This is a genomic window from Nostoc sp., assembly GCF_036917655.1.
In the GTDB taxonomy this organism is placed as follows: domain Bacteria; phylum Cyanobacteriota; class Cyanobacteriia; order Cyanobacteriales; family Nostocaceae; genus Nostoc.
Map to the genome: position 1 here is coordinate 124,348 of NZ_JBALCY010000057.1, position 15,428 is coordinate 139,775.

At 41.5% G+C, this 15,428-nt stretch carries 14 protein-coding genes and 1 pseudogene; 11 read left to right on the top strand and 4 right to left on the bottom strand.

Features of this window, described 5'->3' with window-relative positions; all coding sequences use genetic code 11:
* Window positions 1-87 precede the first annotated feature (87 nt).
* Window positions 88-1,506, bottom strand: coding sequence for an MFS transporter (locus tag V7K30_RS19520; protein ID WP_335002037.1), 1,419 nt, complete (start codon window positions 1,504-1,506; stop codon window positions 88-90).
* Between the two features lie 229 nt (window positions 1,507-1,735).
* On the opposite strand from V7K30_RS19520, the gene V7K30_RS19525 reads away from it, so the two are divergent.
* Both V7K30_RS19525 and V7K30_RS19530 read left to right on the top strand, forming a co-directional pair.
* Window positions 1,736-2,956 (top strand): ABC transporter substrate-binding protein, encoded by a 1,221-nt coding sequence (locus tag V7K30_RS19525; RefSeq protein ID WP_335002060.1) that lies wholly within the window; start codon window positions 1,736-1,738, stop codon window positions 2,954-2,956.
* 38 nt (window positions 2,957-2,994) lie between these two features.
* Window positions 2,995-3,666, top strand: a complete 672-nt coding sequence (locus V7K30_RS19530; RefSeq protein WP_335002039.1) for a proline iminopeptidase-family hydrolase — start codon at window positions 2,995-2,997, stop codon at window positions 3,664-3,666.
* Between the two features lie 365 nt (window positions 3,667-4,031).
* Here the strand turns inward: V7K30_RS19530 and V7K30_RS19535 are convergent, their stop codons facing one another.
* A complete protein-coding gene (locus V7K30_RS19535) occupies window positions 4,032-6,278 on the bottom strand; it encodes an ATP-binding protein (RefSeq protein WP_335002041.1) in 2,247 nt (748 codons plus the stop codon).
* Between the two features lie 256 nt (window positions 6,279-6,534).
* A complete protein-coding gene (locus tag V7K30_RS19540) occupies window positions 6,535-6,744 on the bottom strand; it encodes a hypothetical protein (protein ID WP_335002043.1) in 210 nt (69 codons plus the stop codon).
* Between the two features lie 175 nt (window positions 6,745-6,919).
* On the opposite strand from V7K30_RS19540, the gene V7K30_RS19545 reads away from it, so the two are divergent.
* From V7K30_RS19545 to petJ, 6 genes are all read left to right on the top strand, one after another.
* Window positions 6,920-7,828, top strand: coding sequence for a carbohydrate ABC transporter permease (locus tag V7K30_RS19545; RefSeq protein ID WP_335002045.1), 909 nt, complete (start codon window positions 6,920-6,922; stop codon window positions 7,826-7,828).
* On the top strand, window positions 7,825-8,661 hold the full coding sequence (locus V7K30_RS19550) for a carbohydrate ABC transporter permease (RefSeq protein ID WP_335002046.1): 837 nt from the start codon (window positions 7,825-7,827) through the stop codon (window positions 8,659-8,661). Before V7K30_RS19545 ends, V7K30_RS19550 begins: the two co-directional genes overlap by 4 nt.
* A 213-nt stretch (window positions 8,662-8,874) precedes the next feature.
* On the top strand, window positions 8,875-9,090 hold the full coding sequence (locus V7K30_RS19555) for a hypothetical protein (protein ID WP_335002048.1): 216 nt from the start codon (window positions 8,875-8,877) through the stop codon (window positions 9,088-9,090).
* Window positions 9,091-9,222: 132 nt separating this feature from the next.
* Window positions 9,223-9,714, top strand: a complete 492-nt coding sequence (psbV, locus tag V7K30_RS19560) for a photosystem II cytochrome c-550 (RefSeq protein WP_335002050.1) — start codon at window positions 9,223-9,225, stop codon at window positions 9,712-9,714.
* Between the two features lie 414 nt (window positions 9,715-10,128).
* Window positions 10,129-10,548, top strand: a complete 420-nt coding sequence (petE, locus tag V7K30_RS19565; protein ID WP_335002052.1) for a plastocyanin — start codon at window positions 10,129-10,131, stop codon at window positions 10,546-10,548.
* A 244-nt stretch (window positions 10,549-10,792) separates the two neighbouring features.
* Window positions 10,793-11,137 carry a cytochrome c6 PetJ gene (petJ, locus tag V7K30_RS19570; RefSeq protein WP_335002053.1) on the top strand — a complete coding sequence of 115 codons (345 nt, stop codon included), beginning with the start codon at window positions 10,793-10,795 and terminating at the stop codon, window positions 11,135-11,137.
* Between the two features lie 294 nt (window positions 11,138-11,431).
* Here petJ and V7K30_RS19575 read toward each other — a convergent pair whose 3' ends face one another.
* A complete protein-coding gene (locus tag V7K30_RS19575) occupies window positions 11,432-12,997 on the bottom strand; it encodes a hypothetical protein (RefSeq protein ID WP_335002054.1) in 1,566 nt (521 codons plus the stop codon).
* A gap of 617 nt (window positions 12,998-13,614) precedes the next feature.
* On the opposite strand from V7K30_RS19575, the gene V7K30_RS19580 reads away from it, so the two are divergent.
* From V7K30_RS19580 to V7K30_RS19590, 3 genes and pseudogenes are all read left to right on the top strand, one after another.
* Window positions 13,615-14,310, top strand: coding sequence for an esterase/lipase family protein (locus V7K30_RS19580; RefSeq protein ID WP_335002055.1), 696 nt, complete (start codon window positions 13,615-13,617; stop codon window positions 14,308-14,310).
* A 283-nt stretch (window positions 14,311-14,593) separates the two neighbouring features.
* Window positions 14,594-14,860 carry a hypothetical protein gene (locus tag V7K30_RS19585; RefSeq protein ID WP_335002062.1) on the top strand — a complete coding sequence of 89 codons (267 nt, stop codon included), beginning with the start codon at window positions 14,594-14,596 and terminating at the stop codon, window positions 14,858-14,860.
* Window positions 14,861-15,024: 164 nt separating this feature from the next.
* Window positions 15,025-15,428: pseudogene (locus V7K30_RS19590) on the top strand (hypothetical protein); the annotation flags it as partial.

A 15,428-nucleotide genomic window follows, 5' to 3' on the forward strand; every position in this document is an offset into this window, starting at 1 on the left:
GTTATGAGTTATGAGTATAAAATTCATAACTCCTCACTCCTGTACAGACGCGATTAATCGCGTCTGTACTCCTCACTTTTCACTCCCTCACCTTCCCGGTTCTTTGACAAAGACCAGTGGAACAAGCGCTGCTAGTCGGAATAGACTAGAGAGGACAAACAACCCCAGTAAGCCTCCAAAGTGAGCAAATTGGACGATGAAGCTGCCTATAGTTGTGCCTAAAGCACCACTCGCTCCAGCAACGGCAGCTGCGATCGCAAAATAGATAGACTGATTTTTAGTTGGTGCGATCGCCAATTGTATATTGTTGTTGCACAAGTCAATCGCCGCCCAAGTACCTCCAGCCAAGATGTGTAACAGAGGTAGCCACAACCAGATGTCAAGGCGATTAGCACCAATCCCTAGCCATAACATTGGTGTAGCTGCAACCAAAATCCCAATACAAATGAGGATGGGACGATTACCTATTTTGTCTGCTAATTTTCCCCACAGAATAAGCATTAATAAAGTCGCCCCCGCCTGAAGGCTGTTGTAGATAGTTACGTAGCTTACGTCTAAATCCAGCGTGTCCAGCATGTAGAGGTTAAAAAAAGGACTGCTGAGGTTAACAGCAAGCGCCCAGAAGCTGAAATACACCAGAAATCTCAAAAAGTTAGAGTTTTTCCAAATACTGTTAGCTAATTGGTTTTGTGGTGAATGAATTGATTGAGCGACTTCAGAAGATTCATCTTTTGCAACCTCTGATTGAATCTCACTTGTTTGAGTTAACTTGCCATAATAAGTGTTTTGCAATTGGGGATTCATATCCACCTGGAAATATTGACATCCCAATCCCACAATCCCAAACACAATGCTTACCAGCAGAACTACCCCATAGCCTTGTAGAGTTCCGCCATACCAATGTGATACAGCTAGACCGGCCATTGGTACGCAAAGCAAATTAGTGAGGTTAGCAGCACTATTGCGTGTCCCAAAGTACCTACCTCGCAATCGCCGAGGAACTATCATTGCTACCCAACTTAGCCACGATGCCGTTCCTAGTCCTCCCAAAAGATTGCTGAATAGGACAATCAAGAGTGTCAATATCACTAACTGGTGAGTATTAATTACTCCCAAGCTTACGCCTGCAATACTGATTACTAGAACTAGCCATAGCAGCCGACCAATTCCGTGTGTCCGAAGAGAATATTGAAAGCGGCTGGTGCTGCGTTCAGACAAGTAAGCACCCAACGGCTGAACCAGATTGACCAACATGGGGATAGAGGATAGCATCCCAAATACCACTGGACTAGCACCCAATTCCACCAAGAAATTGCTGAGTAAAATCCCGCCAGTTCCAAGGGAGTAAACCGCTGCTAAGACAGAATCTGTAGTGGAGGCTTTTAAACTTGTGCGAATCTCATCCTTGGGAATTCGAGAGGTTGGAGAGAGTGCTGTTGGTGGTAAGGCAATCTGGGAAATTTCCAAAGTCCGTGGCGCAGTTGTTTCAACCTGAACAAAATCCATAGTGTATGTTTATGAGTAAAACATCCTGACATAAATCCGGTTGGCGAGGAACTCAGTATGCTTTCATTACGATTCCTGATAAGTTTTCGTTATTTTAGCTTGCAATTTTCAACAAAAATTTTAGATAAGTAAAATATCACTCATTCATAACACAAGGTATAAGTGAGGTGAGAGAGACTGTTATCTGTCTGTGATCAAAAAAAGATTGTTTAATTTTTTAGGACTGGTGATGGCGATCGCGATCGCCATCATTGCTTGTCACAGTCTACAATTACCAAGCAACCCCTCAGCATCTACCGCAGTCACCATTAAACTTAGTGGTTGGGGAGGTTCCCCTGTTGAGCAAAAACTCTTGAGACAGGTATTGCAAGACTTTGAAGCACAGCATCCAATTATTAAGGTCAAATATGAGGTAATCTCCGACCAATACATGGATGTAATCAAAACCCGCCTGGTTGGGGAAGCCGCGCCTGATGTCTTTTATCTGGATGCGCTGGAAGCTCCTTTCTTGATGAGTCAGAATGTTCTGGAACCGTTAGATGCTTACATCACTCCCGAATTTGACCTAACAGACTTTGAGGATACCCTACTCGACAGCTTCAAATACCAGAACCAGATTTATGGTTTTCCTAAAGACTATTCTACCCTTGCTCTGTTTTATAACAAAAAAGCATTCGCCGCCGCAGGCTTGAGTAATCCGCCGACTACTTGGGATGAATTACGTAACTACTCAAAACAATTGACAGGCAAAATTAACAAATACGGCTTTGGAGAAATCCCCGAATTGGCACGTCAGGCTTATAAAATTAAAGCCTTTGGTGGGCAACTCGTTGATCAAAATGGTTCTGCTACTTTTGCCAGTGCAGCAGGTTTACAAGGTTTAGAGTTGGTAGTAGACCAGTATCAAAAAGACCGCTCCTCTGCCCAAAAATCTGATGTGGGGACAAACTCAGGTAGTGAAATGTTTGGTCAGAGTAAAGTGGCAATGGTGATTGAGGGTAACTGGGCAATTCCCTACTTAACAGAAACCTTTCCCCAAGTAGAGTTTGCTACCGCCCAATTGCCTACTATTAATGACAAAAAAGGCACGATGGTGTTTACCGTTGCCTACGTGATGAACAAGCAAGCACAGCACAAAGCCGAAGCTTGGGAGTTGATTTCCTATCTCACGGGTAAAGAAGGAATGCAGAAGTGGACAGGAACAGGGTTTGCTTTGCCAACACGTAAATCAGTGGCAAAGAATTTGGGTTATGACCAAGACCCACTGCGATCGCCATTAGTGGCGGGAGTTAATTACGCTACACCTTGGCAGGCAGGTAAATATCCAGGTGCGATCGTCAATAACTTTGATAACCAGTTTGTCAGCGCCTTGTTGGGGCAACAACCATTAAAACAGGCGATGGTACAGGCACAAACAGAAGCTAATCAGCAGATTAAGGCGATGGAGTAATTACGTATACTTATTTAAAAAGTTAAAACACACACTCCATGACTACAACTTCTGCGGTTGAAGGCTTTATCTCATTTCGTGGTAATCAGGTATGGTATCGCATTGTTAAACCAGACCAAGAAGATTCTGGCAAGCTACCGCTGCTGTGTCTTCACGGAGGTCCAGGAGTACCTCACGACTACCTAGAACCATTAGAAGCGTTGGCTTTGCCCGCCGCAGGCATCGCAGCAACCGGAAGGCGAGTTATTTTTTACGATCAATTAGGGTGTGGTAATAGCGATCGCCCCACAGACCCCATATATTCCATTCATTTGTTCAAAGAAGAACTCGTCGCCGTCCGCAGCACTCTAGATTTAAAGCAGATTCATCTTTTTGGGCAATCATGGGGCGGTTGTTTGGCGCTGGAACATGCCGTTTCTCAACCCACTGGGTTAATCAGTCTCGTTTTAGCTAGTACACCTTGCAGTATTCAAAAATTTGTTACTGAAGCTTATAGCCTAATGAATGGGCTGCCAATTGAAGTACAACAGGTCATTCGTAAGCATGAAGCTGACGGAACAACTCAAGACTCCGAATATAAACAGGCAATGGAAGTGTTCAATCATTCTTTTCTTTGCCGAGTAGACCCTTGGCCCAGCAGCTTAACTAGAGCCTACAGCAAAGTTGGTACAGAAGCTTGCACTAGCCGCTCAAGCATGGTATCCAGGTGAGGTTTAATTTCGGATGGACTGCGCTTGGAAATCTTCGCCAACAAAAGCGTAATTGTCTCAATGTCCTCACGATGAGATTGTTCTAACTCATTCAGATTAGGTTTTTCTTGAGTGTTCATAGTCTGGTGATCATCACCATTTAAGTTAATGTCTTAATTCTCAGCTTACTGATAAATTCTTCTTTCTACTTGTTTACAATAAAACTTGTAAACATTTAAATATATTATAGACAAGTTGAAATGTAGGCGATCGCTATTACTTCTATGTTTGTTAGTAGCAGTTTGCAAAGATTAAAATATCGCATGTTCATAAGTTATTTTCCAACACTGCCAAAAGGAGCGATTGCCATTTTTATTAAGCTATTGCTAATCCAATCCCCATTCTAATTTCAGAGTTTCTAACTTAGAATTCTTCACACTCATTCTTTTACACTCTTCCATAAATCCCTTAACCTGTTCGTGGTTAAGACTTAAGCCGCCGTCTTGCAGATTATTAATGTAAGTAATCACATCTGAAGTTGTTAAAGCCGAATTTATTTCTTCTAGAAGAATAGCATTTCTAACTTCCCGACAAACCAACTCAATATCCGATGAGGTAAACTTCATACTTTTATCTGCTAAAATTTCAAAATTAACTAACTGATTCATATCAATTTTTGACAGATAGTGTTTGAATAAATCTATTCTTTCTACTTGAGACGGTGGGAAAATAGGAATCTTCCAATCTAATCGACCAGAACGTTTTAAAGCACTATCAATCCCACTCAAATAATTAGTGGCAGCAATTACAATTACATCACTATTTTGAAGATTATTTAGTTCTATGAGTAATTGATTGATGGTTGCCTTTTGATCTGTGTGGGCGTTGTCTTCGTTACGATTAAACCCAATACTGTCTAACTCATCAATTAATAAAAGCGAAGGAGCTTTTTTCTTAGCTTGAGCAAATATATCTCGAATATTTTTTTGGCTTTGGCCTATCCAAAGACTGACAATATCGGCAGGAGAGAACTTAAATAAATATCTCCCAGACTCATTAGCGAAGGCATTTGCCAGGAGAGTTTTACCGCATCCCGGTAATCCATAGAAAAGAATTCCGCCAATTGAACCCTTATATCCTTTAGATTGCAGCTTGAGGAGTTTAGTTAGTTTTTCTTTTTCTTCATTTAGCCCTTTTACTTGGCTAAAGTCAAGCTTAAATTCTTTGATCCGATTAGTAACTGGATATGCTTGTACTAAACTAGGTTTTTTAACCGTATACTCAAAAGATGGATAGTCGATTGAGTCAAATGATACTGGGACTAATTGGTGTTTTTCATAATCAGGAGCCATGATTACAATCTGGAAGCGATCGCCATAATATCCAGATAACTTATATTCTAATATTTCCTTAACTTTTTTCAGTTGATAATAGTTGCGTGCAATCTCAAAACCAGGAATTACCAACCAAAGACTTTCTAGTTTATTCGACCATACTTTTGATTTTCTCAAAACTCTTTTAATTGAATCTAAAAAAAGATTAGTATCCTGAAAATCCTGGTATTTAAGAGTTTCTATCTCAACCACTACCTGATTTTTTACATAGACTTCTATGATTTCGCTTTGGTATTCTTCATCATCATCTGATGTATCTTCATCCTTAGAAGTCAACTCAACTTCACAGCCGATATTAGACAATTCATATCCTATACTTTCCAAAGTTTTAATAGCAAAATACTTGAGATAGATATATTCTTTACTTCCCTGTTGCCACTTAAGAGTGTAAAAATGTTCGGGTTTCATCTTCAGCAATAACTGTGACTCAGCCTGTATTTGAGCCTTTTGTAAGTCTAGAAAGTAATCTCGCAAAGATGCATCATCTTCCTCAATTTGATAATATGGAAGTTCCAGTAATAGACGAAAATGGGCATAGACTTCCTCTTTATGTTCAATAGAGGCTTCATTTGGGTATTTACACCTGAGAGTGAAAGTAAAAGGAATTTTACTGGCTACTCTATCTATCAAGTATCCTAAAGCATCTTCTTGCTGATGAGCTTGAATTTCTAACACCGATGGACAATGAAATAAAATAAAAACCTGTTCAGAATTATATTTATTGGCATATAGAGATATTTGTTCAAATTGCTGATCAAATTTTTCAGAATCCAGCAACTCTAAACCAGTATTACCAAGTATAATGCTGGTCATAGTTGAGCGATAAAATTGAAAAATACTAGCATCAGAGATAGAATTTTCTTGTTCATCTTCACAATCTTGATCTGAGGCAGTACTTGTAGAAATTTTCCTAGTGGCAGCTTTGGGTATAGTATTGTACCCTCCATATTGATATTTTCTAATTAATTCATAATTAAAGATTTTGACAACAATATCAGAGAAGAAATCTTCTACTTGTGGAATCAAAAAAATCCCTACTGGCTGATGAGAATCTAAACATGCTTGAAATCGTTCATATTCTTGTTCCGAGCCAAAATCAAACAAGTAGTAGAAAAAATCATGTTTGACTGAAATTACCTCTCTGAGTTTGGCTGAAATTAATTCAGATTCAGCTACTTGATTTATTGGTTCTACACCTTTGATAGAAATAGCTATCTTTGTATCTAACGGAATATACAAATCTAACCGAGGATTTGCACAAAGTCCCAATTCATCAAGAGCAGTATTAAAATCATCTATGAATGATTGACTTCTCCGCTGGTAGCCAAACTGTTCTATGATAGTTTTGACCCGGAGGCTTTTTTGAGTTTTACCAGTTCTCTGAAGTTTACTTTTAATCGAACGTAAGTAGGCTGTATATGACATTTTGTGTCCTATTGCTTGAGTCGGGTTAATTAGCATTCCCAAGGAAACTAAATACTAAATATATAGTTCCCTAAGTTGCATGTGCAGCTAACTCACACAAGCGATGTCTTTTAACTTGCCTTTCTCCTGTCGGAGATGCTACGCGAACGGGTTCGAGAGTGACGCTTTTAACGTCGCTAGCGCAAGACGCTCGATGACTTGCTACCGCTTCTCTACAAGACGCTGCGCGAACGCTAACGACGGGAACTGCGATCGCTCTTAGCGTCTCCCCTTCTCCCATTCGTGAGAGGCTAGCGCCAAGGCAGAAGACTGCGACTCCCTCACCACTTTTGATCTACGCTTTCCAAAGATAGAGACTCATTTAATGAGGTTAAATATTTTTTTACAGGAGTACGATAAATAATCCGACCCATCGCTACAGTCGGGTTAGTGCGGGATTAAGCGGAGGTTCAGTAGTGTTTGAAATCAACAGGCGACAGAGTAACCCCAGATGGAACATCACCGAAGGCTTGGCGGGGTATATGTTTATCATGCCCACCATTCTAGTTTTGGGAACTTTTGTGGTGTTACCCATTCTCTACGCCGTTTTTCTCTCCCTGCAAAAAGTTCAACTTCTTGGCGGTATTGAGTACGAGTTCATCGGTTTTCGGAACTTCACTCGATTAGCTGAAGATCAAAGGGTTTGGATTGCTTTGAGAAACACCGCAGAATATGTAGTCATTGTTGTGCCAACTCAAACAGTCTTAGCTTTAATTCTGGCGGTAACTCTCAATTCTGGGATTGGTGGTAAAAACTGGTGGCGCATTCTCTACTTTTTGCCTACAGTCACTTCTTCAGCAGTGCTGACGCTCATCTTCATGTGGATTTATAACACTGATGGACTACTAAACGATTTTCTGGCTTTTGTAGGGCTACCTACTTATAACTGGTTGGGTGATCCAGCAGTTGCGCTCAAAGGCATTATGATCATGAACATTTGGTCAACCGCGCCGTTTTTCATGGTGATTTATCTGGCGGCGTTGCAAGATATCCCCCAAACACTTTATGAGGCGGCGGAACTCGATGGCGCAAATGGGTGGCAGCAATTTATCGACATCACTCTTCCCTTGCTGAAGCCTGTAACCTTCTTTGTGGTAGCAGTGGGGGTGATTGGAACTTTTCAACTTTTTGACCAGTCTTACATCTTCTCTGGCGGTACTGGCGGGCCAAACAACGCTACCTTAACTGTGGTGCTGCTAATTTACCAAGCTGTGTTTCGGAATTTACAAATGGGATATGCAGCTGCGATCGCATTTTTGTTGGCAGCAGTGATTATTGCCATCACTTTGATTCAGCGGCGACTTTTTGGAGGCGAACGGATTTGACTAAAATCTCTGGCTTATCCTGGCTCAAAGTCTTGTTATACGTCTTGCTGACACTTTATGCGATTATTACCCTAATTCCCTTTCTCTGGGCACTTTCAGCATCATTTAAGCCGCTATCAGAGATTGTCAGTGGTGAACCCAACTTTCTCCCCAAGAATTTTACTCTCGATAACTACAGGCAAATCTTTCTGCAAGAACCGCTGTTTTGGCGCTGGTTGTTCAACAGTGTGGTGATTGCCGTCAGCGTCACGCTTTTAAACTTGTTGTTAAATTCAATGGCTGGTTATGCCTTGGCAAGACTGCGCTTTGTGGGCAAGCGCTTTTGGTTCTTCCTAATTCTGGCAGTACTGGCAGTACCAGCGCAAATCACCTTAATTCCTACATTTTTGATTTTGAAAGCGATCGGGTGGCTGAATTCTTACCAAGGCATGATTGTGCCTAGCATGGTCAATGCCACTTTCATCTTCATGATGCGGCAGTTTTTCGTTAATTTTCCTAAAGAATTAGAAGAAGCCGCTCAACTGGATGGCTTAAATACCTTTGGAATTTTTCGACATATTGTCTTACCTTTGGCAAAACCAGCACTAGCAGCACAGGCAGTTTTTGTGTTCATGGGGAGTTGGAATAATTTTTTACTGCCTATAGTTATCCTATTTGACCCAGAAATGTTTACCCTCCCTTTGGGGCTGAACACCTTCAAAGGTCAATACATCAGCTACTGGAACTACATTATGGCGGCTTCTATGGTCTTCACCTTGCCAGCTTTAGGCATTTATGCCTTTTTTAATCGTTACTTTATTCAAAGCGTTACGTTTACCGGAGGAAAGGGTTAATGGATATTGGGGATTGGGGAAAGAGGGCATTGGGCATGGTAAATAATAATTGTTCGCTTGCTTCCCCTACTTCCCCTACTTCCCCTGCTCCCCTGCCCCCTGCCCTCTTTCCCCCTCCCGATCCCCAAACAGTATTTTGGGCAACAAATTGCACTCCTAACGTGATATTGGTATTACAGCGACTCAATCTCTATCTATCAGTTAACAAGCATTATGGGTTTTGCAGACCTATCGATCGCAGAGATAGCAGCCGACTACAGCATTCCTGTAGAAAAAGTGTTTTCTCTGTGCAACCAACTGGGAATCGCCTACAAACACCAAAAGACCCGTTTGGCGTTAGAAGATGCAAAGGCAATTATTTCCCAAATATCGTCTGAAACACGCCCAAAAGGTACTAGCGACTTGGTGGGTGATAACGAGATCACCTGAAGGGTTATCTCGGACTTTGGCTAATCACTGATAGCTAATGACAAAAAACAATGAGTCATTAGCAATTAGTAGCTTGGAGATTGAGAATCGCTTTCTTAGCTGTGTTGAGCATCAAAATTTTTAAGGGGAAACATGTTTAGAAGACTAATTGGTGTTGTTGTGGTTACTGTTTTACTCTCGTTTCAGTTGCTTGTCGGTAGCGCGACAGCAGTGGAATTGGACAAAGCTACCCGAACAGTGCCATTAAATACTGAAGGTGAAACTACCGTACTCAGCCTTAAACAAGTCAAAGAAGGCAAACGCTTATTTAATTACGCTTGCGCCCAATGTCATGCTGGGGGAGTTACCAAGACAAATCAGAACGTGGGACTGACTCCAGACGATCTGGCATTGGCAACACCTAACCGTAACAACGTTGAAGGCTTGGTGGATTACCTGAAAAATCCCACTACTTACGATGGGGAAGAAGAGATTTCCGAAATACACCCCAGTATCAAAAGCGCAGATATTTTCACAGCAATGCGAAATCTGACGGATGATGATTTGGAGGCGATCGCCGGTCATATTCTCATACAACCCAAAATCGTTGGCACTAAGTGGGGAGGTGGAAAAATCTATTACTAAATCCCGGAATTAGTACTGGATACTGGATATTGGATATTGGGTACTGGGGATTGGGGATTGGGGATTGGAAAGAATTCATTCCCAAGTCCCTAGTCCCCAATCCCTAGTTTTCACCAAGTTTAGCTGCTTTCGTTCTTACAGCAGCACAAAATGTACCTATTGGGGTACAAAAAATAAAAAAAAACCAGAATATTCCTAAAGAAAAAATAAAAATATCTTATTTTACTGTTTACCTTTATTCACATGCTCTTTGGGCTATGGCAGTCTAGCATTTATTACTGATTGCACAGCTTTTTGCAATAAATTCCTCCTCATTCTTAAAAAAAAAATTGTATCTATGACAGATTGTCATATTTGGTGTTGATTTTATTTAAAATGAGGAAAGGAAAAAAAATGATTTGTTAGGAGAGAGCCATGAAATTGATTTCAGCAAGCTGGCGACGTCTTGGTTTAGCTGTGTTGACAATCCTTTTAGTTGTTAGCAGCTTCGCTGTTTTTACTCCCAGCGCTTCGGCTGAAACCTACCAGGTGAAATTGGGTAGCGATAAAGGAATGCTGGCATTTGAACCGAAAAAGTTGATTATTAAACCAGGCGACACAGTTGAATGGGTGAACAATAAAGTTCCTCCCCATAATGTTGTATTTGATCCTGCCAAAAACCCCGCTAAGAGCAAGGATTTAGCAGCATCCCTGTCTCATAAGAAGTTGCTCATGAGTCCTGGTCAAAAGGAAACAACCACCTTTGCAGCAGACGCACCTGCTGGTGACTACACCTTCTACTGTGAACCTCACCGTGGTGCTGGCATGGTTGGTACGATTACTGTCGAAGGTTAGAAACACCAACCTTTGACACAAGCTGATTTCTCAGTGAAATTAGTTCATAGCAACACGCCACGCTCCTAGAGTGACGCACAAAATGCATAAATGGCGGTAACGAGTCGTATCCTCCCCTAAGACGCTAAACAAACTGTGGCTATGGAGAGGTGAACTGGTTACCGCCACTTTTGATCAAATTTGACTTAATCAGGGATTAATCGCGTTTATACTCTTGCTGGAGGCTTGTTGCGAGGAAATTTTCTTGAGAATACTTTTATTAATCCTACTGTTGGCGATCGCCCTATTCAAATTCACATTCATTAGTCCAGCACTAGCTGCCGAAACATCTAACGGTGCTAAAATTTTCGATGCTAACTGCGCTTCTTGTCATATAGGTGGCGGTAACATCCTTATTAGCCAGAAAACCTTGAAAAAGGAAGCATTGTCAAAGTACCTAGAAAATTATAACAGCGACTCAATCCAGGCGATTATCCACCAAGTACAAAATGGTAAAAATGCCATGCCTGCCTTTAAAAGCAAGTTAAGTCCTGAGGAGATTCTGGAGGTAGCTGCTTACGTTTCTCAGAATGCAGAACAAGGCTGGTAAAGTAGCTATACCGTCTACTTCTTGTGGGGTGAGCATCTTTGTCTGCCTTTAATTACTGGCGGGCGAGACGCCCACCCCACAATATTGGAGAATTTATTTGTTGGAAATACTTAAGTCTATTTATACATATAACCTTATAACTAACCTCAAACTTAGCAGTTGACGAACTAGCGATCGCTAGTTCGTCAACTGCTAAAAACGATACTTTAAATGATGAATGATAAATTCACAATTTTTATCATTCATGGCTTTTAGCTTGTTTCTTAATCCAAAATCACCCGCTGGTGATTATTTTTATGGATTAGAGTTTTGTCTGTTTTCCTTCGCTTCGCGCAACAGTTCTACTAATTTTTGCTCAGATTGAGCAGAGGGTGTAGGCTGACTATTATTGACTCTCGGCAGCAATAACGGTTCAGAGGTAGTAGCTGCCGATGAAGGTGTGGGCTGGTTATTTCTGATTCCCAGTTCAGATAGTGGTTTAAGAGTACCCGTCGAGAAGGACGCAGGCTGGTTATTTCTGATTTGCTCAGATAATGGTTTGGGAGTAACTGTCGGTGAAAACTCAGGCTGATTGCCATTAACTCCTGGTGCAGCTAATGGTTTAAGAGTACGTGTCGGTAAGGACACAGGCTGGTTATTTCTGATTCGTAGATCGGGTAATGGTTTAAAAGTAGCTGCTGGTGAGGGGGTAAGCTGATTGTTATTGATTCCTGGTGCAGATAATTGAGTAGTCCCAGTGGTGCTGCTAGTGTTATTTTGGAAACTTAGGTTAAATGGATAGGAACTGATTTGTTTATCTCCCTTGGGGGATTGCTTGTTGAAGTATTGCCTTGCTTTTAATTGCAATTCCGGGGAAACTAACTTGTCTTGAAACTTAATATCTAAGACCTTACCATCAGGATCAACGACTAATACACCCAAAACAGCACCTTCAAGATTCGGCTTATTCGTGGGTAATGTTTGGCGGATGACTGGTTTTTGTTCAGCGTTGGGGTATTGTTGCTGGACTTCTTTTCTCAGGTTTGTGTAGGAGTCTAGCTGTGCAATAGCCAGTTGAGTTCCTTTTCCAGATAAATCGGGTGTCCTGAGTGTGGTTCCCCTTGTTCCGATTAAAGTATTCTCAGCCCTTGAAGATTGTTTTAGAGAATTTATCAGCGGGTTTTGAGCAATTCTAGACGCATCATTAAGCGGTTGCGTCATTTGTGACGCTGTATTTCCCTGTGCTGTTGGAATGGGGGTAGTGTCAGATAAATTAGGAGATTGGGCATTCCGCAGAATATCATCAGGTATTTGCTGCGACTGCAATTCTGGCAACCTATTTATATCCAACGGCTTAGGTGACTCGTATTTGGTGTCACTGACATTCACCCGAGGAACTGATGGAGAGAATTTGGCGCTGGTATTGTATTTAGAACTGTCAAATTTAGAGGCATCAAATCGCAAATTATCACTAGGAATCATCCGCAAAGACTGCCTTGTAGGCAAGGAGGAGACTCGATAGTTATTCGATGATGGAGGGAGCGGAGGCAATACTAGCTGACTGCTAGATGGCGGTGGTGCCAATGGGGGCAATACAGTTTGAGCGCTAAAGTTAGGCGCAGAAAGTGGCGCTACTGGAGGCAATTGTTGTAAACCAACTTGGGGCGTGCTTTGCGGCAAACGGTTTTGATCGGCTTGGCTCAATTCCAAAAGTCCGACGCTTTTTGATGATGCCGTATCTTTGGGTTTGCTAGAATCCATAGGCATCAATGGTACAATCATCGCGATCGCACCGTGGATGCCAAGAGAAGCTATAGCTGCTATCCCAATTGGCTGGCTTAAGATTTCTGGTATATTTTTAAACAGGGAGACGTAAGACATAGCTGTTCTCGTTCACTCGGCTCAGTTGCAGTTGACTAGCGATTTTCTCTTTCCGACTATATTGCAATATTTTGCAACAGATGCGTCCCTCTAAGGAAATAATAATTTCCTATCCTGGCAATCAAAACGCCAAAATTGCCATTTATTCAAGTTTTTTATTGATCAATGAGGCTGGATCATATCTTCAAATTTGAGCTTGCTAAAGAGATATTTGAAAAATTACTACTTTTGATTTTTTATTGTTATTAAGCACACAATTAAAATTAATATCTGGGATATTTATTAAAGTTTAAGTGAGCCTGCCAGTCTGAGTACATCACAACATCTGCTGAAGTTGCCTTGTTTTTTCTACTGTTTTCGAGTCAACTACGCTTCTGTAGCAGATGGCACACTTACTTGTCCGAGACTAGTCCCTATGTGAGAATACTACCACATCAGCGCCCCTAAAACTGTTGCAAATTGTACAATTTTATTGGCATTTTAGTCCTAAACCCCACCAAAGCTATTTGGGTTTTTATAAAAGGAGTCAGTCAGACAATCGCAATTCTAGCTCTGAATCATGATTACTTCTTCGTCAAAAAAGTTCAAACCCTCAATCATTGCATCCAAAATTTCAAATGCCGTTACCGACAGTTATTTTGCCTGGATATCTAGAAAGCGCGATCGCTTATCGGCAACTAGAACAATCCCTACAACAGTTAGATTTTCCCACGGTTACAGTACCACTGCGACGGCGCGACTGGCTACCCACTATTGGAGGAAGACCAGTAACACCAATTCTACAAAAACTCGATCTTACGATCAAGCATACATTGCAGCAACATAATGCTACTCAAATTAACTTGATTGGTCACTCAGCCGGAGGTTGGATATCCCGCATCTACATGGGAGAAAAGCCCTATTTAGTACGCGGTGATGTCAAACCATTGATCTGGGAAGCGCATTCCTTGGTTGCGACTCTGATCACCTTGGGTACACCCCATATTAGCCAAGAACGCTGGACACGCTCCAATCTAGATTTTGTCACCAATAACTACCCAGGAGCTTTTTACAAAAACGTTCGTTACGTTTGTGTGGCTGGCAAAACTATCTTTGGAGAAAGGCGGCGCGGTAGCTGGTTAGCTTACAGTAGTTACCAATTAACCTGTCGCAACGGAAACACTTGGGGAGATGGAATCACGCCCATCGAAGCTGCTCACCTAGAAGGGGCAGAAAATCTGGTGATTGAAGGAGTGAGGCATTCTCCCAGAAGTCCTGGCATTTGGTATGGTTCAGCAGAACCCTTAAAAGCTTGGGTGGAATATTTGATTTAACTGATATCTGGCGCTAGTTATCCCAAAGTTCAGCGCCCTTTGCGATCGCTGTACCTTCCAGAGATAGTGCAATTTAGATGTACGGGTTGTCCCAAAATTTTTTGTAGGTAGAAAAAGGGCGTTGGTGATTGTGGTATGAATTAACTAAACAGAGCGATAGAACGATACTTCAAGTAATGAACCAATAATCGAACAGAGTGTTTCAGTATTTTTACTTATTTATAATCATATAATGTTTTGCGATATAGTCGCGCTAAGTTCAGTTTAGCTACTAGAGCCGCTGTTGCTCTATGTATCGAGGACTCCTCCGTTACGCTTATCACTACAAGGTGCTCGCCATCATTTAAATAACTTTATTCCCCAATTCTTAGCTACTTCTTCTAAAAAATATCTCCAAATTTATCGCATTTTGCTGACAGCTATTCTTGATAAGCTAGTTCCCAATCGCCCCGGTAGAAGTGAAGCACGGGTTCGCAAACGTCGCCCAAAAGCTTACCCCTTGATGACAAAACCCCGGCATGAATTACGCAAAGAATTGCAAGCTGCTTAAACCACAAGCGTTTCGGCTTTTATTAGTGCCATTCGACTCTCAAATATCTTGCAATATATTCTCACTTTACTTTATGGCTAAAATAGTTTAATTTCAGATTGGGAATGAGAAACTTTTCTATTAAGCCCTAAGAGTACTAGTAGACCGTGAGGATCTGAATTGGAATGAAACTGAAAAAATTACTTCCCTGTCTATTGCTGACAGGTCTTATTCCCATGTTGGTCACAAGTCCTACTAGAAGCGAAGAAATACCATCAATTAAAGTTTATAAGAATACCACATCTGGTGACACTGACGCGAGTTTTACTCAAGAAACATCTCTGATTACCAAAGGAAAGACTGTTGAACCAATCCGACAGATTCGGCTAGTAAGTCAGATAGAGCATCCAGCCCAGAGCGCCAGAATGTTAGTGCAGTCGCCAACACCACCAAAAACGCCACAAACTGAAGTTGTGCAAGTTACCTCAGCGTCCCTAGTAAACTCAACGAGGTTGTCACCAACCCCGTTGGTCTTCAAAACCGTGCATGAAACTTTCGCTTCACACGGCTCCTCAATGATTCGGCACAT

Coding starts and splice junctions, on each gene's coding strand:
- V7K30_RS19520 (WP_335002037.1), bottom strand. CDS start 1,506: ATGGATTTTGTTCAGGTTGAAACAACTGCGCCACGGACTTTGGAAATT.
- V7K30_RS19525 (WP_335002060.1), top strand. CDS start 1,736: ATGGCGATCGCGATCGCCATCATTGCTTGTCACAGTCTACAATTACCA.
- V7K30_RS19530 (WP_335002039.1), top strand. CDS start 2,995: ATGACTACAACTTCTGCGGTTGAAGGCTTTATCTCATTTCGTGGTAAT.
- V7K30_RS19540 (WP_335002043.1), bottom strand. CDS start 6,744: ATGGGAGAAGGGGAGACGCTAAGAGCGATCGCAGTTCCCGTCGTTAGC.
- V7K30_RS19555 (WP_335002048.1), top strand. CDS start 8,875: ATGGGTTTTGCAGACCTATCGATCGCAGAGATAGCAGCCGACTACAGC.
- psbV (WP_335002050.1), top strand. CDS start 9,223: ATGTTTAGAAGACTAATTGGTGTTGTTGTGGTTACTGTTTTACTCTCG.
- petE (WP_335002052.1), top strand. CDS start 10,129: ATGAAATTGATTTCAGCAAGCTGGCGACGTCTTGGTTTAGCTGTGTTG.
- V7K30_RS19575 (WP_335002054.1), bottom strand. CDS start 12,997: ATGTCTTACGTCTCCCTGTTTAAAAATATACCAGAAATCTTAAGCCAG.
- V7K30_RS19580 (WP_335002055.1), top strand. CDS start 13,615: ATGCCGTTACCGACAGTTATTTTGCCTGGATATCTAGAAAGCGCGATC.